Source organism: Streptomyces sp. NBC_01077 (assembly GCF_045162855.1).
Classification (GTDB): Bacteria; Actinomycetota; Actinomycetes; order Streptomycetales; family Streptomycetaceae; genus Streptomyces.
The window spans coordinates 3,474,787-3,496,031 of sequence record NZ_CP108669.1 but is presented as its reverse complement, the minus strand read 5'-3'; the positions used below and the strand labels follow the sequence as shown (position 1 = coordinate 3,496,031).

The following is a 21,245-nucleotide window of genomic DNA, read 5'->3' as shown; positions in this document are numbered from 1 at the left end:
GGTGCCATGCCCTCCGTTCGCTACGGCTTCCGGGGTGAGGCCAGCGCCTCGGTGACACCCTTCTCCCGCGGCCCGAGGAACTGCGGGTCGGGCCGCAGAGCGGCGTCGAGGGAGGCCTTGCCGGCCGCGAAGAGCTCCCGGGTGGTGCCGTAGTACCAGGTGCGGTCGTGGGGTTCGGGGACCCCGACGCCGTACGCGTCGACGCCCGCCCGCCCGCACAGCGCGACGGCCCGCTTGATGTGGAAGTCCTGGGTGACGAGCACGGCCCGGTCGACGCCGAAGACCTTCCGGGCCCGGACGCAGGAGTCCCAGGTGTCGAAGCCCGCGTAGTCGCTGACGATCCGCTCGGCCGGCACCCCGCGCGCGGTGAGGTACGTGCGCATGGCGCTGGGTTCGTCGTACGCGGTCCTGCTGTTGTCGCCGGTGACGAGGAGGACCCGGACCTTGCCCGTCCGGTAGAGCTCGGCGGCCGTGTCGAGCCGGTGCGCGAGGTACGGGGTGGGGCGCCCCTTCCACAGGCCGGCGCCGAAGACGACGGCGACGTCCCGGGCGGGCACGTCGGCGGTGGTACGGAGCTTCCCGGCGGCGGCGGTGTGCATCCAGGTGACGGGGGTGAGCGCGAGGACGGCGCCCAGCATCACGGCCTGGACGGTACGGCGGCGGGCCCGGGTGGTGCGGGGGATCAACCGGGTGAGCCGTGCCGGCATGCGGGAACCTCCGGGGAGTGCGGACGGGTGTCGGTCTGTCACCCCGTCCGACGCGCGTCGGCGGCGTTCGGTTCGCCGGACGCCCCGGGTGTTCCGTACAACACACCGGCCAGGGCCATCCCGAGCAGCATGCCGAGCAGCTGGGCGGCGGCGAAGGCGGGCACCGAGGCGGGGGCGATCCCGGTGAACGAGTCGGAGAGGGCGCGGCCGACGGTGGCGGCCGGATTGGCGAAGGAACCGGAGGAGGTGAACCAGATCGCCGCGCCGATGTAGCCCGCGACCGCGACCGGGGCGAGCGCGGGGCGGCCGATGTGGCGCAGGCCCTGGACGACGAGGACGAGCCCGGCGGTGGCGACGGCCTCACCGAGCAGCAGATGGACCGCCGAGCGCGACTCGGTGGCCCAGGCGCCGGGCACCCGCCCGAACATCGCCTCGGCGAGCAGCGCGCCCGCGACGGCCCCGGCGAGCTGGGCGGCGATGTAGGCGATGACCTCGCGGCCTTTCCGCTCGCGGCGCCGGGACCACCACTCGGAGAGGGTGACGACGGGGTTGAAGTGGGCACCGGAGAGCGGCCCGATGAGGGCGATGAGCAGCCCGAGACCGATGGCGGAGGCGGCGGCGTTGGCGAGCAGCCGGACGCCGATGTCCTGGCTCAGGGAGTCGGCGCGGATCCCGGAGCCGACGATGACGGCGACGAGGGCGCCGGTTCCGATGAACTCGGCGGCGACGCGCCGGGGCAGAGCGGGCGGGGACATTCTCATGGCGGAAAAGATATTCCGTGGAGTGGAATATGGGAAGAAATGGGGAGAGGGAAAGAAGAATCGCCCGTACGCTCCGCGCATGATCATCGATGCCGTACGCAACAACGCCGAGTGGTGCCAGGTCATGTGTGCCGCCCATGGCCACCCCGGCACCTTCGGCGCCCGCGCCTGGACCAGCACCCGCCGCACCCCGCTCTACTACCCGGACGCGGTGACGCTGACCGAGGACGCGGACGTCAAGGACGTCCTGGACGGCATCGACCGCACCACCCCCGGTGCCTCGGTGAAGGACAGCTTCGCCCGCCTCGACCTGGCGGCCGAGGGCTTCCGCCTGCTCTTCGAGGCCAGCTGGATCCACCGCCCGGCGGGCCTCCCGGCCGCCGCGCCGGCCGGCGAGTGGCGCGCGGTCCGCACCCCGGACGAACTCGCCGCCTGGGCCCTGGCCTGGAGCGACGGCGACGAGGACGAGGCGGCCCTCTTCCGCCCCGAACTCCTCGTCGATCCGGCGACGACCGTCGTCGCCGGATACGGCCCGGACGGCCGCGTCCTCGGCGGAGCCGTCCTCAGCGGGAGCGACACCGTCACCGGCGTCTCCAACCTCTTCACGGCGGGGGACACGGACCCGGTCCAGGTCTGGTCGGGCTGCCTCGGCCTCATCGCCTCCGACCGCCCGGTCGTCGGCTACGAGTCCGGCGACGACCTGACCGCCGCCCTGGCCGCCGGCTTCCAGGAGGCGGGCCCGCTCCGCGTCTGGCTCGACGCCTGACACCGCGCGTGCCCCGGCGGATGCCTGACACCCGCCGGGGCACGCGCGTGAGGCCACGGAAACACGCACGTGAGGGCACGGAAAACAGTCGTGACCCCCGTGCAACGGGCAGGCAACCTGCGACCCGCAGGATCGGTGCATGACGGAGCCGGACAGCACGTACGCCACTGCCGCCGGGCTGCTCGGCAGGATCACCGAACAGCTCGGGACCCAGCTCGGCCACCTCCCGCCGCCGAGACCCCTTCCCGGGACGCGACCGCCCAGGACCGCACCCACCCTCGTCGCCGTCGGCCACGGCAGCCGGGACCCGCGCGCCCGCGCCACCCTCGGCCGCCTCCTCGAACGGGTCCGAGAACTGCGGCCCGGGCTCGACGTACGGCTCGCGCACATCGAGCTGAACGCCCCGCTGCTCGACGCCACCCTCACGGAGCTCGCCGCCGAAGGCCGGGACGCCGTCCTCGTACCCCTGCTCCTCGCCCCCGGACACCACGTCACCCACGACCTGCCCGCCGCCCTCGCCGCGGTGCCCGCACTCCGCGCCCGCGTGGCCGAGCCGCTCGGCGCGCACCCCCTCCTCGTCGAGGCCCTCGCCGACCGGCTCGCCCAGGCCGGCTGGGCCGCCGAGGACGGGACCGCCGGCTCCACCGGGGTCGTCCTCGCCTCCGCCGGTTCCCGCGACCCCCGCTCCGGCGCCGAGCTCCGCCGTATCGCCACCCTGCTCGGCGAGCGGCTCGGCGGCGTCCCCGTCGTCCCCGCGTACGCCTCCGCCGCCGCGCCCACCGTGCCCGAGGCCGTCCGCACCCTCGCCGCCCGGGGCCGCCACCGGGTCGCCGTCGCCTCCTGCTTCACCGCCCCCGGACTCTTCGCCACCCGAGCCGCCGCCCACGCCCCCTGGATCGCCTCCGCCCCCCTCGGCGCCCACCCGGCCCTCGCCCGCCTGGTCCTCCACCGCTACGACGGAGCTCTCCGCGCGACCATCCGCGCGCGGGAACTCACCGTCGTCTGAGCGCTTCTGTCGGTCCCTCCGGTTACCTTCGGTGCATGGAAGGCATCGCAGACACCAAGGGCAGCCCGGACATCCCCGACACCACCGACACCCCCGGCTACGACGCCGACGCGACCGATCGCTGGGCCGCCGAGCCCGACAAACGCCCCGGACGCACCGCCTTCCAGCGCGACCGCGCCCGCGTGCTGCACTCCGCCGCGCTCCGCAGGCTCGCCGGCAAGACCCAGGTCGTCACCCCCGGCACCCGCGGGCACGCCTGGGACGCCAGCCCCCGCACCCGGCTCACCCACTCCCTCGAATGCGCCCAGGTCGGCCGCGAGCTCGGCGCCGCCCTCGGCTGCGACCCCGACCTCGTCGAGGCCGCCTGCCTCTCCCACGACATGGGCCACCCGCCCTTCGGGCACAACGGCGAGCAGGCGCTCAACGACGTCGCCAAGGACTGCGGCGGCTTCGAGGGCAACGCCCAGTCGCTCCGCCTCCTCACCCGCATCGAGCCCAAGCGCTTCGTGAAGGACGCCGAAGGGGAGCTCGTCAGCGTCGGGCTCAACCTCACCCGGGCCACGCTCGACGCCGCCACCAAGTACCCGTGGCCGCGCGGCGGCCACCCCGACGACCCCGGCTCGTCCAAGTTCGGCGTGTACGAGGACGACCTGCCCGTCTTCGCGTGGATCCGGGAGGGCGCCCCCGGCCACCGCAAGTGCTTCGAGGCCCAGGTCATGGACTGGTCCGACGACGTGGCCTACTCGGTCCACGACTTCGAGGACGGCCTGCACGCCGGGCACATCGACCCCAACCTCCTCCTCGCCGATCCCGAGCGCGCCGACATCGCGGCCGTCGCCATCGGCCGCTACGTCCCCGAGGACACCGACCCGCAGGAACTCGCCGAGGCCCTCGACCGGCTCGTCGACCAGGAGTGGTGGCCGCACGGCTACGACGGCTCGGCCGTCGCCCAGTCCCGCCTCAAGGACGCCACCAGCCAGCTCATCGGCCGCTTCTGCCTCGCCGCCGAGGGCGCCACCCGCCACGCCTACGGCTCAGGCCGCCTCACCCGCTACGGCGCCGAACTCGTCGTCCCCCGCGAGACCCGCAACGAGTGCGCCGTCCTCAAGGCCGTCGCCGACCGGTACGTGATGCAGCGCGCCGAGCAGGAGGCCCTCCGCGCCGACCAGCGCATCGTCGTCGCCGAACTCGCCGAGGCCCTCGTCGCCCGCGCCCCCGACGGCCTCGAACCGCAGTTCCGGTCCCTGTTCGACCATGCGCGCGACGACCGGGCCCGCAAGCGCGTCATCGTCGACCAGATCGCCTCCCTCACCGACGCCTCCGCCCGAGCCCTCCACGCCCACCTCCGCCCCCACCACTCCTGAGTCGCCCTCTTCCGCCGCCACCGTCCGTGCGGGACGCTCGCATGCACGGCCCGAGGCGGTACGGCCCGACGAACGCCCGGGGGCGTAGGTTGGAACCGGTCGCAAAGAGGAGGAAACGACGTGGTCGACGCAGATCAGACCTTTGTCATCGTCGGCGGGGGCCTGGCAGGGGCCAAAGCGGCGGAGACCCTGCGTGCCGAGGGGTTCAACGGCCGGGTGATCCTCATCGGCGACGAACGCGACCACCCCTACGAGCGCCCACCCCTCTCCAAGGGCTACCTCACGGGCGCCAAGGAACGCGACAGCGTCTTCGTCCACGAGGCCGCCTGGTACGCGGGCCACGACATCGAGCTGCACCTCGGGCAGTCCGTCACCGCCGTCGACCGCGAGGCCCACACCGTGCGCCTCGGCGACGGCACCGTCATCCGCTACGACAAGCTGCTCCTCGCCACCGGCGCCGAGCCGCGCCGCCTCGACGTCCCCGGCACCGAACTGGCCGGCGTCCACCATCTGCGCCGGCTCGCCCACGCCGACCGGCTCCGTCAGGTCATCTCCTCCCTCGGCCGGGACAACGGCCACCTGGTGATCGCCGGCGGCGGCTGGATCGGCCTGGAGGTCGCCGCCGCCGCCCGCGGCTACGGCGCCGAGGTCACCGTCGTCGAGGCCGACCCCACCCCGCTGCACCGGGTCCTCGGCCCCGAGCTCGGCCAGCTCTTCGCCGACCTGCACAGCGACCACGGCGTCCGCTTCCACTTCGGCGTCCGGCTCACCGAGATCGTCGGCCAGGACGGCATGGTCCTCGCCGTCCGCACCGACGACGGCGAGGAGCACCCGGCGCACGCCGTACTCGCCGCGATCGGCGCCGCCCCCCGGACCGCCCTCGCCGAGAACTCCGGGCTCGCGCTCGTCGACCGGGCCGACGGCGGCGGCATCGCCGTCGACGAGTCGCTGCGCACCTCCGACCCCGACGTCTACGCCGCCGGAGACGTGGCCGCCGCCCACCATCCGCTGCTCCACACCCGGCTCCGCGTCGAGCACTGGGCCAACGCCCTCAACGGCGGCCCGGCCGCCGCCCGCGCCATGCTCGGGCAGCGCGTCTCCTACGACCGCATCCCCTACTTCTTCTCCGACCAGTACGACCTGGGCATGGAGTACTCCGGCTGGGCGCCCCCCGGCTCGTACGACCAGGTCGTGGTCCGCGGTGACACCGGCAAGCGCGAGTTCATCGCCTTCTGGCTCAAGGAGGGCCGGGTCCTCGCCGGGATGAACGTGAATGTGTGGGACGTCACAGATCCCATCCAGCAGCTCATCCGGTCCCGTACGGCCGTGGACACGGACGCCCTCGCCGACGCCTCCGTACCCCTGGAGAGCCTGATCTGATCACCCCCGCCCGCACGTAGACTTCATGCGTGGCAGGCAGGATCAACGATGACGACGTGAAGGCGGTCCGGGACGCGGTCCCGATCGACGCCGTCGTGTCCGAGTACCTCCAGCTCCGCAACGCGGGCGGCGGAAACCTCAAGGGACTCTGCCCCTTCCACGACGAGAAGTCGCCGTCCTTCCAGGTCAGCCCCAGCAAGGGACTCTTCCACTGCTTCGGCTGCCAGGAGGGCGGCGACACCATCGCCTTCGTGATGAAGATCGACCACCTCTCCTTCTCGGAGACGGTCGAGCGCCTCGCCGCCAAGGCGGGCATCACCCTGCGGTACGAGGAGGGCGGCTACAACCCCGGCCACCAGCGCGGGGAGCGCATCCGCCTGGTCGAGGCCCACAAGGTCGCCGCCCAGTTCTACATCGAGCAACTCGACTCGCCCGAGGCCGAGATCGGCCGCAAGTTCCTCGCCGAGCGCGGCTTCGACCAGTCCGCCGCCGCCCACTTCGGCGTCGGCTACTCCCCGGCCGGCTGGGACCACCTCACCCGCTTCCTGCGCGGCAAGGGCTTCTCCGACAAGGAACTGATCCTCTCCGGACTCTCCCAGGACGGCCGCCGCGGCCCCATCGACCGCTTCCGCGGCCGCCTCATGTGGCCGATCAGGGACGTCGGCGGCGAGATCGTCGGCTTCGGCGCGCGCAAGCTCCGCGACGACGACAACGGGCCCAAGTACCTCAACACCCCCGAGACCCCGATCTACAAGAAGTCCCAGGTGCTCTACGGCATCGACCTGGCCAAGAAGGACATCGCCAAGGTCAGCCGTGCCGTCGTCGTCGAGGGCTACACCGACGTCATGGCCTGCCACCTCGCCGGGGTCACCACCGCCATCGCCACCTGCGGCACCGCCTTCGGCGGCGACCACATCAAGATCCTCCGCCGGCTCCTCATGGACAACGGCTCGGCCCGGGTCATCTTCACCTTCGACGGCGACGCCGCCGGCCAGAAGGCCGCCCTGCGCGCCTTCGAGGACGACCAGAAGTTCGCCGCCGAGACCTACATCGCCATCGCGCCCGACGGCATGGACCCCTGCGACCTGCGGCTCGCCAAGGGCGACGAGGCCGTCGCCGACCTCGTCCAGCCCCGCACCCCGCTCTTCGAGTTCGCTCTCCGCCAGATCGTGAAGCGCTACGACCTGGAGACCCCGGCCGGCCGCGCCGCCGCCCTCGACGAGGCCGCCCCCGTCGTCGCCCGGATCAAGAACATCGGCGCGCAGCACGAGGTCGCCGTCCAGCTCGCCGGCATGCTCGGCATCCTCGACACCCAGTTCGTCGTCAAGCGGGTCGCCCAGCTCGCCCGCTGGGCCCGCGACCGCGGCGGCAAGGGCCCCGCGCAGCAGCAGAGCCCGCAGCGCGGCTACGACACCGTCACCCCGGCCGCGGCCTCCTCCGGCCCCGCGCTCAACCTGCGCAGCCCCGCCCACCGCACCGAGCGCGAACTCCTCAAGCTCGCCCTCCAGCGCCCCGACCTCGTCTCCCCGGCCTTCGACGCCTACGGGGGCGACGAGTTCACCGCCCCGCCGTACGCGGCCGTCCGCCAGTGCGTCCAGGACGCCGGCGGCGCCACCGGAGCCCCCAACGACTACCTCGACGCCGTCCGCGAGGCCGCGCCCAACGACACCGTGCGGGCCCTCGTCACCGAACTCGCCGTCGAGACGATCTTCGCTAAGACCGTCGACGAGGCCTACGCCGGCGACCAGCTCGTCACCGTCCGGCTCCGTGCCGTCGACCGCCGCATCCGCGACGTCCAGGGCACCCTGGCCCGCCTCGGCGCCCAGGGCGACCCCGAGCAGCTCGCCGCCGTCCAGAACGAACTCTGGGTCCTCACCCAGTACGGGCAGTCCCTGCGGAACAACGGCGCCGCCGCCCTCTGACGCACAGTCAGTCACGCCCCGGTCTCAAAAAGTCACCGCACGCCCCTCGTGGGCTCACTGTGTCGTACCCCACACTGGGTAACGGTGTCGTCCCGCTGCCCTACGCCCCCGGACCGGCAGCGATCACCCCCCTGGAGGTCGCCCGCCGTGCAGACCCGGATCGTGTCCCAGGAACAGCCCGCCGCCGCACCGGACGAGCCGCCGGAGATACCGCCCCAACGCCGTCGCCCCGACCTCGGCGGCAACAGCCCCTCCTCCGACCTCTTCCGCCAGTACCTCCGCGAGATCGGCCGCATCCCGCTGCTCACCGCCGAGGAGGAGGTCGACCTCGCCCGCCGCGTCGAGGCCGGTCTGTTCGCGGAGGAGAAACTCGCCAACACCCCCGACCTGGACTCCCGGTTGGCGAGCGATCTCGACCGGCTCGTCGTCCTGGGACGGATCGCCAAGCGCAAGCTCATCGAGGCCAACCTCCGCCTCGTCGTCTCCGTCGCCAAGCGGTACGTGGGACGCGGCCTGACCATGCTGGACCTCGTCCAGGAGGGCAACCTCGGCCTCATCAGGGCCGTCGAGAAGTTCGACTACGCGCGCGGCTACAAGTTCTCCACGTACGCCACCTGGTGGATCCGCCAGGCGATGTCCCGGGCCCTCGCCGACCAGGCCCGGACCATCCGCGTCCCCGTGCACGTCGTCGAACTCATCAACCGCGTCATCCGCGTCCAGCGCCGCATGCTCCAGGAGCGCGGCTACGAACCCACCGCGGAGGAGGTCGCCGCACAGCTGGACGTGGCCCCCGAGCGGGTCGGCGAGGTGCTCCGCCTCGCCCAGGAACCCGTCTCCCTGCACGCCCCCGTCGGCGAGGAGGACGACGTCGCCCTCGGCGACCTCATCGAGGACGGCGACGCCGCCTCACCCGTGGAGTCCGCCGCCTTCCTGCTGCTCCGCCGCCACCTGGAGGACGTGCTCTCCACCCTCGGCGAACGCGAACGGAAGGTCGTGCAGCTCCGCTACGGCCTCGACGACGGCAGGCCCCGCACCCTGGAGGAGATCGGCCGCATCTTCGGCGTGACCCGCGAACGCATCCGCCAGATCGAGTCCAAGACCCTCAACAAACTGCGGGACCACGCCTACGCGGACCAGCTGCGCGGCTATCTGGACTAGCGGCCGAGCTCGGTGGTGGTGAGGGTCCACGCGCCTTCCGCGTTGAGCAGCAGCAGCTGTGGCCCCTGCGGGACCGGGACCGTCTGCTGGAGCGGCCCGATCTTGTTCAGGAGCAGATCCGAGTCGTACATGCCGCCGCCGGTGCGTCCGCGGACCCCGTGACTCTGGATGCCGACGTAGCCGTCACGGTCGTTCGGGCTGCCCTTGAAGTTCACGTGGAGGTCGGCCCCGTCGCCGAGGTAGAGGAGCGCCTCGGGGCCGTAGCCGCTCAGCGTGCCCTCAAGGCGACGGGCCGCGGCGACGGGCTTCACCCGCAGGACCCAGCGGTTCTCCGCGTCGAGCCGCAGACGCAGCGGCCGGTCCTTGGGGACGGGAGTGACCGTGCTGCCCCGGTAGTCGGGAACGAGCGTGTTGAACAGGTAGTCCCCGTCCTTGTTGCGCTTGTCGAGCAGGAAGAGGCCGACGTACCCGTCGTCCTCGTGCGCGATCTCCACGAGGACGGGGCCGGGCTGGACGCGGCCGTCGAGAGCGATCACGCCGTTGCCCTGCCCCTCGAAGAGGACCGGCTCGAAGACCGGACCGAACTCCCAGCCCTCGACGAGCTCGTACGGCCGGTCGGCGGGCGGGAACGGCGACGCGGCCACGGGTACGACCTCGGGCACGGCCGGTGCGCTCCCGTCGGCCGGCGGCGCCTGACCCGGCACCTTCGCGACCCCCGCCAGGGGTACGGGCCCGGCGACGGCCGGCTCCGGCTCGCCGCCCTCCACCTCGACGCCGAACTCCGTGACCAGACCGGCGAGTCCGGAGGCGTACCCCTGTCCGATCCCGCCGAACTTCCAGCCGCCGGACTCCCGGAAGAACTCCCCGAAGGCGACGGCGGTGACGTCCGGCGCACCCGTCACCGTGCACGAGGCGACGGCCTCCCCGTCCGGGGCGACCGCCGACAGGACGCCGGCGCCCGCCGAGCCGGCGATCACGATCCGCTCGACCGCCGCCTCCACCTCGTTCAATTCGAGGACCAGCGCTGCCGATTCGTGCCGGACCGACCCGGACGGATGGACCGGCTGTCCGTCGAAGACCATGTCCGCGTCCCCGCGGACCCGGCCGTCCGCGCCGAGCAGCAGCGCGGCCACGTCCACGCCCTCGGCGCCCACGTGCAGGGTGACCGACGGCACCCAGGAATTCTTGGTTATGTGACCCATGCCGCACATCATGCGGCATGGGTCACATACCGGTCAGTCGACCTCCGCGACCGCCTGGGCGAACTGTGCCGCGTACAGCCGGGCGTAGGCCCCGCCGGACGACAACAGCTCCTCGTGCGTGCCCTGTTCGACGATCGAGCCGTTCTCCATCACCAGGATCACGTCCGCGTCCCGGATCGTGGAGAGCCGGTGCGCGATCACGAACGACGTACGCCCGTGGGCCAGGCGTGCCATCGCCTTCTGGATGAGGACCTCGGTACGGGTGTCGACCGAGCTGGTGGCCTCGTCGAGGACGAGGATCACCGGGTCGGACAGGAACGCGCGCGCGATGGTGATCAGCTGCTTCTCGCCCGCGCTGACCCCCGCCCCGTCGTCGTCGATGACCGTGTCGTACCCCTCGGGCAGGGTGCGGACGAACCGGTCGGCGTGCGCGGCCCGCGCCGCCTCCTCGATCTCCGCCCGGGTCACCGCGCGCGTGGCGCCGTACGCGATGTTGTCCGCGATCGTGCCGCCGAACAGCCAGGTGTCCTGGAGGACCATGCCTATCCCGGCCCGCAGCTGCTCCCGGGACATCTCGGCGATGTCCATCCCGTCGAGGGTGATCCGCCCGCCCGTCACCTCGTAGAACCGCATGAGCAGGTTCACCAGGGTCGTCTTGCCGGCGCCCGTCGGGCCGACGATCGCGACCGTCTGGCCCGGCTCCACCGTGACCGACAGGTCCTCGATGAGCGGCTTGTCGGCCTCGTAGCGGAAGGAGACGCCCTCCAGGGCGACCTTCCCCTTGAGATCGCTCGGCTGCTGGTCGGCCGGGGTGTCCGGCTTCTGCTCCTCGGCGTCGAGCAGCTCGAAGACCCGCTCGGCCGAGGCCACGCCCGACTGCACCAGGTTCGCCATCGACGCGACCTGCGTCAGCGGCATCGAGAACTGGCGCGAGTACTGGATGAAGGCCTGCACGTCACCGATGGAGAGCGTGCCGCTCGCCACCCGCAGCCCGCCGACCACGGCCACCAGGACGTAGTTGATGTTCGAGAGGAAGAACATCACCGGCTGCATCACACCGCTGTTGAACTGCGCCTTGAACCCGGCCTCGTACAGCGCCTCGTTCTGCTCGCGGAAGTCGTTCGCGGACTCCGCCTGCCGGCCGAAGACCTTCACCAGGGTGTGCCCGCTGTACATCTCCTCCACGTGCGCGTTGAGCGCGCCCGTGGACTTCCACTGCTGCACGAAGTGCGGCTGCGAGCGCTTGCCGATCTTCGCCGCGACGAAGACCGAGACCGGCACCGTCACCAGCGCCACGAGCGCGAGCAGCGGCGAGATCCAGAACATCATCGCCAGCACGCCGACGATGGTCAGCAGCGAGTTGATCAGCTGGCCCATCGACTGCTGGAGGGTCTGCGAGATGTTGTCGATGTCGTTGGTCGCCCGCGACAGCACCTCGCCGCGCTTGGCCTTGTCGAAGTACGACAGGGGAAGCCGCGCCAGCTTCTTCTGGACGTCCTCCCGCATCCGGTAGACCGTCCGGTTGATCACCTTGATCGACATGCGGGTGGAGACCAGCATGAGCAGGCCCGCCGCCACGTACACGCCGAGGACCACGATCAGCACCTCGCCGACGGCGGAGAAGTCGATCCCCTGCCCCGGCGTGAAGTCGACCCCGGTCAGCATGTCCGCCATGCCGGAGTCGCCCTCGGCGCGCAGCTTCTCGATCGCCTGCGCCTTGGTGCCGCCCTCGATCTGCCGCCCGACGACGCCCGCGAAGACGAGGTCGGTCGCCTTGCCGAGGATCTTCGGGCCGACCACGGAGGCCGCCACCGACAGCACACCCGCGATCAGCATCACCCAGAGCGCGCCGCGCTCGGGCGCCAGCTGCTTGAGCAGCCGCTTGCCCGAGCCCTTGAAGTCCATCGACCGCTGGTCGGGGCCGCCACCGGCCATCATGCGTCCGCCAGGACCGGCCATCAGGCTGCCTCCGCCTCGGTGAGCTGGGAGAGCACGATCTCCCGGTACGTCTCGTTGTCCGCCATCAGCTCCTGGTGCCGTCCGGTGCCGACGACCCGGCCCTCGTCGAGGACGACGATCCGGTCGGCGTCCCGGATGGTGGAGACCCGCTGGGCGACGATGACGACGGTCGAGTCGGCCGTCTCCCGGGAGAGCGCGGCCCGGAGCAGGGCGTCCGTCTCGTAGTCGAGCGCGGAGAACGAGTCGTCGAAGAGATAGATCTCCGGCCGCTGCACCAGGGTCCGCGCGATGGCGAGCCGTTGCCGCTGGCCGCCGGAGACGTTGGTGCCGCCCTGCGCGATGGGGGCGTTGAGCCCGTTCTCGAGTCCTCGTACGAAGTCGGTGGCCTGGGCGACCTCCAGGGCGTGCCAGAGCTCTTCGTCGGTCGCGTCGGGCTTTCCGTAGCGGAGGTTGGTGGCGACGGTCCCGGAGAAGAGGTAGGGCTTCTGGGGGACGAGTCCCACGGTCTTCGCCATCAGCGTCGGGTCGAGCTTGCGGACGTCGACGCCGTCGACGAGGACTTCGCCGCCGGTGGCGTCGAAGAGCCGGGGGACGAGGCCGAGCAGGGTCGACTTGCCGCTGCCGGTCGAGCCGATGATCGCGGTCGTCTCACCGGGCCGGGCCACCAGCCCGACGTCCTTGAGGACGGACTCCTCCGCACCCGGGTACCGGAAGTCCGCGCTTCGGACCTCCAGATGACCCCGCAGAAGCAGCTCGGTCACCGGCTCCGCCGGCGGCTCCACGCTGGACTCGGTCGCCAGGACCTCCTCGATGCGCTCGGCACAGACCTCGGCCCGCGGCACCATCATGAACATGAAGGTGGCCATCATGACCGCCATCACGATCTGCATCAGATAGGCGAGGAACGCGGTCAGCGCGCCGATCTGCATCCCGCCGCTGTCGATGCGGTGCGCGCCGAACCAGACGACCGCCACGCTGGAGATGTTCACGACGGTCATCACCACCGGGAACATCAGCGCCATCAGCCGGCCGGTCGCCATCGAGACGTCGGTCAGCTCCGCGTTGGCCCCGCGGAACCGCTCCTCCTCGTACTCGTCCTTCACGAACGCCCGGATCACCCGGTTGCCGGTGATCTGCTCGCGCAGCACCCGGTTCACCGTGTCGAGACGCTCCTGCATCGTCCGGAAGAGCGGCCGCATCTTCCGGACGATCAGGGAGACGGAGATCGCGAGGACCGGCACCACGGCGAGCAGCACGCCCGAGAGCGGCACGTCCTGGCCGAGGGCCATCACGATGCCGCCGACACACATGATGGGCGCGGAGACCATCAGGGTGAACGCCATCAGGGCCAGCATCTGGATCTGCTGCACGTCATTGGTCGTACGGGTGATCAGCGAGGGCGCGCCGAACTGCCCCAGCTCCCGCGCGGAGAACGACTGCACCCGGTCGAAGACCGCGGCACGCACGTCCCGGCCCAGGGCGGACGCCGTCCGGGCGCCGTAGAAGACGGCCCCGATGTTGCAGACGACCTGGACGACGGAGACGCCGACCATCAGGGCGCCGAAGCGCAGGATGTATCCGGTGTCCCCGTCGACGACACCGTTGTCGATGATGTCCGCGTTCAGGGTCGGCAGGTAGAGGCTCGCGCAGGTCTGCAGGAACTGCAGCAGCACGAGCAGGGTGATGGGTTTTCGATAGGGCCCGAGGTGGGTTCGGAGAAGTCTTATGAGCACGGCTCCACTATCGCCCGCACGCCCGGGACGTTACGACTCGGTTTTGGGGTGCGGGGCGAGGCCTGGGGAAGACTTTACGAACCGAACGCACCCGGGTGGAGCTGGTCCCGCGTCGCCACGTACTGCTGCCGCACCGCCTGGCCTGCGGGCAGGTCCTCGCCCGGCTCCAGGATCTGCGCGGCCGCGCCCTGCCAGGCCGGGGGAGTGGACGGCGACAGCGTGCCCCGCGCCACCCCGAGGGCCCAGGCGGCCTGCCGGGCCGCACCGAGCGCCGCGTAATCGGCCGGCTGGGGGACGACGACCTGTGCGCCGAACAGCGCGGGCGCGAGCGCCTGCACCGCCGGAAGGGCGGCCGCCGCGCCGAGCAGGAAGACCCGCCGCACCTCTACGCCCCGCCCGCGCAGCACGTCCATGGCGTCGGTGAGCGCGCAGAGCATCCCCTCGAACGCCGCCCGGGCCAGATGCTCGGGCTTCATCGACTCGCGCCGCAGCCCGCTGAGCGTGCCCGCGCTGTGCGGCAGGTTCGGGGTCCGCTCGCCCTCCAGATAGGGCAGCAGGACGAGTCCGGAGGCGCCCGGCGTCGACTTCAGGGCCAGTGCGGACAGCTCTTCGAGGGAGTCGACGCCCAGCATCTCGGCGGTGCCGCGCAGCGCCCGTACCGCGTTGGAGGTGTGGACGACGGGCAGGTGCATGCCGGTGGCGTCGGCGAACGAGGTGATCATGCCGCTGGGGTCGGCGAGGGCCTCGTGATGGACGGCCATCACGGAGCCGGAGGCGCCGAGCGAGACCACGGCGTCGCCGTGGCCGAGCCCGAGGCCGAGTGCGGCGGCCATCGTCTCGCCCGTACCGGCGGAGATGAGGAGCCCCTCGGGCGTGGTGCCGGCCGCGTCGGCCGGGCCGAGGACCTCGGGCAGGACGGCCTGGTGGCCGAGGGCCAGCTCCACCAGGTCGGGGCGGTACGTGCCGGTGCGGGCCGACCAGTAGCCGGTGCCGGAGGCGGCGCCGCGGTCGGTGGTGCGCCGGGCGGGCCGGCCGAGGAGCTGCCAGACCAGCCAGTCGTGCGGCTGGAGGACCATCGCGACCCGGCGGGCGTGCTCGGGTTCGGTCCGGGCCAGCCAGCGCAGCTTGGCGACCGGCTGTCCGGCGCCGGGCACGGAGCCGACGGCCTCGGCCCAGGCCTGGCGGCCGCCGAGCGATTCGACGAGGTCGGCGGCGGCGACCTGGGCCCGCTTGTCGTTGCGGACGAGCGCGGGCCGCACCAGGCCGCCCTGCGCGTCGAGCGGTACGAGTCCGTGCTGCTGCGCGGACACACCGATGGCCTGCACGCCCTCCAGGAGTCCGCCGGTGGCGGCCTCCCCGAGCGAGAGCAGCCAGGTCTGCGGGTCGACGTCGACGGCCTTGGGTTCGCCCGGGTGAGGGGCGTATCCCTGCCGCAGTACGGCACCCGTGTCCGTGTCACAGACGACGATGCGTGTGAACTCCGCTGAGCTGTCGAGTCCGGCGACTATCCCCATGACACTTGATTCTGCCGCACGCGGGCCGGTTCAGGTGTTGCTGGTGCCCCAGTCGTCGTCCTGGACCTTCCCATTGGCCCCGCCGTGCCCGCGCAGCGCCTGGAACCGGTCGGTCACCGAGGACGGCAACCGGTCGCCCACTTTGTCGCCCACGACGTGCGCGGCCTTGCCCGCGACCTGCCGCCCGGTCTGGGCGGCGGACTCGGCGGCGTTGCGCACGGCCGGGTTCCGCGTGAACTCCTTCGCGGACTTCTTCATCTGCTCGTAGCGCTCGCGTCCGGCCCGCGTGCCGACCACGTAACCGAGGGCGAGTCCCACGACGAACGTCAGCTTGTACCGCATGGCCACCACCTTCCCTGGAGAGCTTCCCTGATGCATCGCTGGTGCCCAGGTGGTGCCCACGGCGATACCGATTGGCGGAGCACCCCCCTGCTTGCGCTAATGTATGTGTCGCAGCGAGCAACCGCCCGCCCGGAGCATCCGGAGTGGGTACGTTCGGTGCAACGCAGCAATCCCCTGTAGCTCAATTGGCAGAGCAGCCGGCTGTTAACCGGCAGGTTACTGGTTCGAGTCCAGTCGGGGGAGCGCGATCCCCTGTAGCTCAATTGGCAGAGCATTCGGCTGTTAACCGGAGGGTTACTGGTTCGAGTCCAGTCGGGGGAGCGGAACGGAAAAGGACCCTTCGGGGTCCTTTTTCGCGTCTCGGGGAACCATGCGGAGCGCGGTGCGGTCTTCATGGTCGAGCAGAGCCGATCTTCCGGAGCAGGAGATCGTATGAGCGGCTATGCTGCGGCAGACGGCGCGCACACATGTACGCGCCTCACCGTTCGGGGCGGTAGCTCAGCCGGTTAGAGCAGCGGACTCATAATCCGTCGGCCGTGGGTTCGAGTCCCACCCGCCCCACCAAAGAAAAACGTTCTGACCAGCACGTTTGGCGGTCGGACGTAAGTGCGGAAGGCCTTGGCGGCCCGTCCATAGCAGGAAATCACATCTGCTTGGACAAAGTTTGGACGCGGGTCACGCGGCGCGTTCGGTTCCCTCGTTCGGCCCACCAGCAGCCGTGTCCCGCGTCACATTCGATCTTACGGCCGTGTCCTCGGCCCCTGGCGACTGGTCGCGACCCGGCTCAGGCTTCTTGGCCTTGCTGCGGCTGACGCTCCCCTTCTCCTCCACCAGATTCGGGCTGGGCTGCTTCGACCTGGGGACGACCGCGCTCGTGGACTCCGCCTCGGCCGTCAGAAGCTGCGGCAGGACGCTGGTGTAGGTGTCCGAGGTGATCTGGCGGGAGCTGTGTCCCAGCCGCTCCTGAACGACCTTGATGTCCGCCTTCCCGAGGAGCGCCAGCGTCGCGGACAGATGTCGGGTGTCGTGCAGACGTATGGGAGGCAGGCCGGACAGCTCGACGAGGCCGATTGAACCGCCGGCTGATCCAGTCGGGGTGAAGCGCCTCGCCGTTCTCGTGGGTCCAGACCCGTCCGCTGTCGACCCACGCCTTCTCTCCGGACCACTGCTCGCGTTCCTGCTGCTGGGTCTCGCGCCAGGCGATCCACAGTGCCTTGGTCTGGGCGTCGAGCGTGATGGTGCGCACGCTGTCCTGCTTCGGCGCCTCGTCGTAGGTCCGGTAGGCAACCTCGACGGTCTGCGCGGAGATGCGGAACCACGAGCCGCTCAGGCTGACCTCACTCCAGGGCAGCGCGCACATCTTGCCGCGGCGGGGACCGCGGAAGATGAACCCGTGCCACATGGCGGCCACCCTGTCGTTGGCGAGGAAGTCCAGAAACTCGCCAGTCTGCTCCGGGGTCCAGACCATCACGGGGCTGGGCTTCAGGCCCGTGCGTTTCCAGTCAGCAACGGGTGGACGTCATCGAGGGAGGGCCACCCGGCAAGCCAACAGGTCGCCGTTGCGAGGGCGCCGCTTCGGGGCTGGTTTTGTAGACGTACAGTCCAGAGCGCCCTGCGTGCCCTTGTGCCGTCAACTGGCGGCAACGTCGCGACACCACCGTTCCGCTGCATCGTCCCAGTAGATCGTCACGGTGCCGCCGCTCCCGTCAGGGGCGGCCAGGGCTTCGAGGTCGGCCGAAGCCAGAGCGGCGAGTGCCGCGTCGGGCAGACGCGGCGGCACAATGAAGCGCAGGCCGGCGACGGTCTCTTCCACGAAGACCTTCGTGCGACCGCGATGAATATCGGGGGCGAGATCCGCACCGCGGCCGATCATGCGGCGTGCGGTCGCGCGTGCGACTTCGAACGACCGCTGGCCCGCCTGCGCGGCGATCGCCTGCAAGAACCGCAGGATCGCGGCCGTCACTGTCGCCCCGAGACCGCCGCCAGCGCGGTCATGATCTCCATGTTGCCGGTATACGTGTACACACGCAGACCGAACACTTCGTGCGCGGCGAGCCCGCGCCACGCTGGGTCCGTGTCAGTGGCCGCCAGGTGGTCCCTGAGCTCCTCCAGAAGGAGAGAGTTCTCGGTCGACCGGGGCTCGCCGCCGGTCTTCGCCCGGTCCAACCATTTGCGCACGTCAGCAGGGCATCGAGTTCCCATCCTGCCCAACGCTGACACCCAGTAGGGGGAGTTCCTCTCGCCGACGCTCTCCGGCTCCCAACACGCCTAACTGATCGTTTCAGAATGAGGTTCGAAGTCGTCTCAAGCAGATGATGCTGCATGCGAGTTGGAGGAGAGCGAGGTGGAGGGCGGCGCGTATCTCGTAGCGGATGCGGAGACGTTTGAACAGGTGGAGCCAGGCGAACGTCCGCTCGACGACCCAGCGGGTCTTGCCCAGTCCTGAGCCGTGCGGAACACCTCGACGGGCGATCTTGGGTGTGATGCCGCGGGCCCGGAGGATGCGGCGGTACTTGTCGAACTCGTAGCCGCGGTCGGCGAACACGCGTCGGGGGCGGCTACGGGGCCGGCCGACCAGCCCGCGGATGGTCGGGATCGCGTTCAGGAGTGGAATGAGCTGGGTGACGTCGTGCCGGTTTCCGCCGGTCAGCGAGACGGCGAGCGGTGTGCCGTGCCGGTCGACGATCAGATGGTGCTTGCTGCCCGGCCGTGCCCGGTCGACCGGCGAAGGTCCGGTGTGAGCCCCCCTAATCCGAGCTGTAGGAGGTTCAAAGTCGTTCGTGCAAGGGCTCGAGCCGCTTCACGCCGGTGACGGATGTCTTGAATCCCCCCGGGCCTGCGAGGCCTCCTCAAAGAGCGGCACCGTCACCGGCGATTTCGTGGGGTGACGCGGACCCCGGACTGATGCCTCGGTGGAGCAGGTGCCGGGCCCGGGTCTGCAGGAGCGCGGCGGCGTGCGACGAGTCGCTCCTGGAGGAGGCGTCGGCGCGCTGCCGTTGGTTCCTGCGGAAAGCCACGGAGGCATCGGGTAGCCGTCGGACCAGAGGCGGCGGGCCGTGATCGGCTGCACCACGACAAGGGACGTGACCCCCACGGAGGGGCGACACGCGATGCGGATCACCTCTCCTACGGTCGGCGCTCACACCACCAGTGGGCCAGATGGGCTCGTGACACCGTTTGGACGGCGCAACAAATACGCGCAGACGTACGACGGATTCACTTCCTCACGCCACGTCACCCATGCAGAGGATTTATCTGATTTTCAGTCTATTGCTGTGAAACATGCGGGAATGCTCCCACGTGACGCCCCATCACCACCTCCGGCAGGGGCAGATCTGCGTCCCCTGCCCGGGGTGAGCCTGCGAGTCGGCACAGGCAGCAGGCCGGCGGCCCAGACCAGCGACAAGAAAGGTTCTGCCATGGCATTGGATGTCACCCGGTGGGCTCCACCCGTCTCTAGCCTGCAACGCAATCTGCTCAAACGGGGAGCCTTCGCCCTGCTCCCCGCATCGTTCCTGGCGGCCGCCCTGGTCCCGACCCACGCCTATGCCGCAGAATCCGCCGTGTTGCTGGGGACCACCGCCAGTTACGGGGTCCTGGCCGGTTCGACGGTCACCAACACGAACCCCACCGTCATCAACGGCGACCTGGGGCTCTATCCGGGCACAGACGTGACCGGCTTCCCGCCCGGCATCATCAACGGAGTGCGACGCGTATTCCCCAACGCCGCCGCCGGTCAGGCGAAGTCCGACCTCATCGTCGCCTACGACGACGCGGCAGGCCGGGGACCCGGGACCATTCTCGATTCGGACGAGCTCGGCGGACGGACGCTGGCGCCCGGCGTCTACACGGCCCCGGCGGACCCGGCGTCCCTGAAACTCACCGGGACGGTCACCCTCGACGGCCAGAACGACCCCAACTCCGTCTTCATCTTCCGGACCCCCTCGACCCTGATCACGGCTTCGTCGAGTTCCGTGGAATTCATCAACGGAGCAAATGCCTGCAACGTGTTCTGGCAGGTGGGCAGCTCCGCCACCCTCGGCACGACCACCCAGTTCAAGGGCACCATCCTGGCCATGCAGTCCATCACGCTGAACAACAGCGCCGTGATCGAAGGCCGCGCCCTGGCGCGTGAGGCCGCGGTCACGATGGACAACAACACCATTACGAGGCCGGCCTGCGCCGTCGGCCCGCCTGGACCTCCCGGCCCGACGGGATCGCCTGGCCCGACGGGTGCACCCGGACCCACTGGTAGCCCCGGCCCGACGGGCGCACCCGGACCCACTGGCAGCCCCGGCCCGACCGGTGCACCTGGACCCGACGGCAGCACCGGAGCACCTGGGCCGACCGGTGCACCCGGACCCGACGGCAGCACCGGAGCACCTGGGCCGACCGGTGCACCCGGACCCGACGGCAGCACCGGAGCACCTGGGCCGACCGGTGCACCCGGACCCGACGGCAGCACCGGAGCACCTGGGCCGACCGGTGCACCCGGACCCGACGGAGCACCCGGCCCCGACGGTGCACCCGGACCCGACGGTGCACCCGGCCCCGACGGTGCACCCGGACCCACCGGTTCTGCCGGCCCTGCGGGACCCGCAGGACCCGTCGGACCCACGGGGCCTGCTGGACCCGCCGGACCCGCCGGACCCGCAAAGCCTGATCACGACCACGGCCACCACGAGGGCGACGAGGGCGAGCAGGGGCACGGTCACGACGAGGGCGAGCAGGGTCACGGTCACGACGAGGGCGAGCAGGGTCAGGGGCACGACGACCACGACCAGGGCAAGCCCCCGTGGGGGGCCGACTTCCTGCCGGGCAGCCTTGACGATGCTCTGGGCCACGCGCTTCCCCGCCATGCGGGACCGGCAGCATGGCTGCCTCCGCGGCCGCGCTGGTATTAGGTCCCCGCGTTCGCGGGTGGCGGCACATTGCACCCCTGCGTGCGTGGCGCTTCCAGATCCTGCTCATGGATCCCGACCGAGTGGGGCGACGAGCACGCCTGGCCAATTTCAGAGATCGCCATCACCCCCGGCGGAGGGTTCATCGTCTACACCGCGAGCCCCAAGAGGCCTCGGTCGGAGAACGTGCAGCTCCTCTTGGTGTGTAGGAGGTCGAGCCCGATAACCTGAGGGCAGACGTAGGGCCGACGAAACGGCCATGAGGCTCCGCCCCCAGCACGGGGGCGGAGCCTCTGCGCGTTGGAATGTGAATCCGTCGCGCGCGAGTCCAAAGCCGTTTGCTGAGCTGGCGCGACGCTCGGGCGGCCCGCCGAGTAGCCCCGGATGGGACAGGGTGTGGACGGCGTTTGGACACAGGGACAGGAAAGGACTGCCAAGGGTAGGGAAGAGGGTGACGACTTCACCCTGCTTGACCAGGCAATACGTCAATCCTGGGCATCAAAAACCAAGGGCCGCCAAGATCCCCAAAG

General features: G+C 70.9%; 17 protein-coding genes, 3 tRNA genes and 1 pseudogene. 10 read left to right on the top strand and 11 right to left on the bottom strand.

The window, feature by feature from the left end:
* Positions 1-20 precede the first annotated feature (20 nt).
* The gene (locus OG462_RS15645) at positions 21-707 is read right to left on the bottom strand and encodes a vancomycin high temperature exclusion protein (RefSeq protein ID WP_406058046.1); all 687 of its coding nucleotides are present in this window, start codon (positions 705-707) and stop codon (positions 21-23) included.
* 38 nt (positions 708-745) lie between these two features.
* Entirely contained in the window at positions 746-1,468 is a 723-nt protein-coding gene (locus OG462_RS15640) for an aquaporin (protein ID WP_406058045.1), read from the bottom strand.
* Between the two features lie 79 nt (positions 1,469-1,547).
* Here OG462_RS15640 and OG462_RS15635 point away from each other — a divergent pair, with 79 nt between their 5' ends.
* The 6 genes from OG462_RS15635 (at position 1,548) to OG462_RS15610 (ending at position 9,064) form a co-directional block, all read left to right on the top strand.
* Entirely contained in the window at positions 1,548-2,234 is a 687-nt protein-coding gene (locus OG462_RS15635) for a hypothetical protein (protein WP_406058044.1), read from the top strand.
* Between the two features lie 139 nt (positions 2,235-2,373).
* Positions 2,374-3,240 carry a sirohydrochlorin chelatase gene (locus OG462_RS15630; protein WP_406058043.1) on the top strand — a complete coding sequence of 289 codons (867 nt, stop codon included), beginning with the start codon at positions 2,374-2,376 and terminating at the stop codon, positions 3,238-3,240.
* Positions 3,241-3,275: 35 nt separating this feature from the next.
* A complete protein-coding gene (locus tag OG462_RS15625; RefSeq protein ID WP_406058042.1) occupies positions 3,276-4,604 on the top strand; it encodes a deoxyguanosinetriphosphate triphosphohydrolase in 1,329 nt (442 codons plus the stop codon).
* A gap of 120 nt (positions 4,605-4,724) precedes the next feature.
* Positions 4,725-5,984, top strand: a complete 1,260-nt coding sequence (locus OG462_RS15620) for an NAD(P)/FAD-dependent oxidoreductase (RefSeq protein WP_406058041.1) — start codon at positions 4,725-4,727, stop codon at positions 5,982-5,984.
* Positions 5,985-6,013: 29 nt separating this feature from the next.
* Entirely contained in the window at positions 6,014-7,906 is a 1,893-nt protein-coding gene (dnaG, locus tag OG462_RS15615) for a DNA primase (RefSeq protein ID WP_406058040.1), read from the top strand.
* Positions 7,907-7,954: 48 nt separating this feature from the next.
* On the top strand, positions 7,955-9,064 hold the full coding sequence (locus OG462_RS15610; RefSeq protein ID WP_406058039.1) for an RNA polymerase sigma factor: 1,110 nt from the start codon (positions 7,955-7,957) through the stop codon (positions 9,062-9,064).
* On the opposite strand, the gene OG462_RS15605 is transcribed toward OG462_RS15610, so the two are convergent.
* From OG462_RS15605 to OG462_RS15585, 5 genes are all read right to left on the bottom strand, one after another.
* Positions 9,061-10,266 (bottom strand): TerD family protein, encoded by a 1,206-nt coding sequence (locus OG462_RS15605; RefSeq protein WP_406058038.1) that lies wholly within the window; start codon positions 10,264-10,266, stop codon positions 9,061-9,063. The genes OG462_RS15610 and OG462_RS15605 overlap by 4 nt on opposite strands.
* A 33-nt stretch (positions 10,267-10,299) precedes the next feature.
* Positions 10,300-12,225, bottom strand: coding sequence for an ABC transporter ATP-binding protein (locus tag OG462_RS15600; protein ID WP_406058037.1), 1,926 nt, complete (start codon positions 12,223-12,225; stop codon positions 10,300-10,302).
* Positions 12,225-13,958: an ABC transporter ATP-binding protein gene (locus tag OG462_RS15595; RefSeq protein WP_406058036.1), complete on the bottom strand. Its 1,734-nt coding sequence runs from the start codon at positions 13,956-13,958 to the stop codon at positions 12,225-12,227. The genes OG462_RS15600 and OG462_RS15595 overlap by 1 nt, the downstream gene beginning before the upstream one ends.
* Before the next feature lie 74 nt (positions 13,959-14,032).
* Positions 14,033-15,472 carry an FGGY family carbohydrate kinase gene (locus OG462_RS15590; protein ID WP_406058035.1) on the bottom strand — a complete coding sequence of 480 codons (1,440 nt, stop codon included), beginning with the start codon at positions 15,470-15,472 and terminating at the stop codon, positions 14,033-14,035.
* A gap of 30 nt (positions 15,473-15,502) precedes the next feature.
* The gene (locus OG462_RS15585) at positions 15,503-15,814 is read right to left on the bottom strand and encodes a YtxH domain-containing protein (protein ID WP_406058034.1); all 312 of its coding nucleotides are present in this window, start codon (positions 15,812-15,814) and stop codon (positions 15,503-15,505) included.
* A gap of 170 nt (positions 15,815-15,984) precedes the next feature.
* On the opposite strand from OG462_RS15585, the gene OG462_RS15580 reads away from it, so the two are divergent.
* The 3 genes from OG462_RS15580 to OG462_RS15570 all read left to right on the top strand — a co-directional run bounded on the left by OG462_RS15580 (position 15,985) and on the right by OG462_RS15570 (position 16,378).
* Positions 15,985-16,057, top strand: a tRNA-Asn gene (locus OG462_RS15580).
* Between the two features lie 5 nt (positions 16,058-16,062).
* Positions 16,063-16,135 (top strand) — tRNA-Asn (locus tag OG462_RS15575).
* Positions 16,136-16,301: 166 nt separating this feature from the next.
* Positions 16,302-16,378: transfer RNA gene (locus tag OG462_RS15570), tRNA-Ile, on the top strand.
* Between the two features lie 111 nt (positions 16,379-16,489).
* Here the strand turns inward: OG462_RS15570 and OG462_RS15565 are convergent.
* From OG462_RS15565 to OG462_RS15550, 4 genes and pseudogenes are all read right to left on the bottom strand, one after another.
* Positions 16,490-17,101, bottom strand: coding sequence for a tyrosine-type recombinase/integrase (locus tag OG462_RS15565; RefSeq protein WP_406058033.1), 612 nt, complete (start codon positions 17,099-17,101; stop codon positions 16,490-16,492).
* A gap of 343 nt (positions 17,102-17,444) precedes the next feature.
* Entirely contained in the window at positions 17,445-17,753 is a 309-nt protein-coding gene (locus OG462_RS15560; protein WP_406058032.1) for a hypothetical protein, read from the bottom strand.
* A 20-nt stretch (positions 17,754-17,773) separates the two neighbouring features.
* The gene (locus OG462_RS15555) at positions 17,774-17,992 is read right to left on the bottom strand and encodes a hypothetical protein (protein WP_406058031.1); all 219 of its coding nucleotides are present in this window, start codon (positions 17,990-17,992) and stop codon (positions 17,774-17,776) included.
* A 103-nt stretch (positions 17,993-18,095) separates the two neighbouring features.
* Positions 18,096-18,560 (bottom strand): annotated as a pseudogene (locus OG462_RS15550) (IS5 family transposase); the annotation flags it as partial.
* A gap of 673 nt (positions 18,561-19,233) precedes the next feature.
* On the opposite strand from OG462_RS15550, the gene OG462_RS15545 reads away from it, so the two are divergent.
* Positions 19,234-20,718, top strand: a complete 1,485-nt coding sequence (locus OG462_RS15545; protein WP_406058030.1) for an ice-binding family protein — start codon at positions 19,234-19,236, stop codon at positions 20,716-20,718.
* The last annotated feature ends 527 nt before the right edge of the window (positions 20,719-21,245 follow it).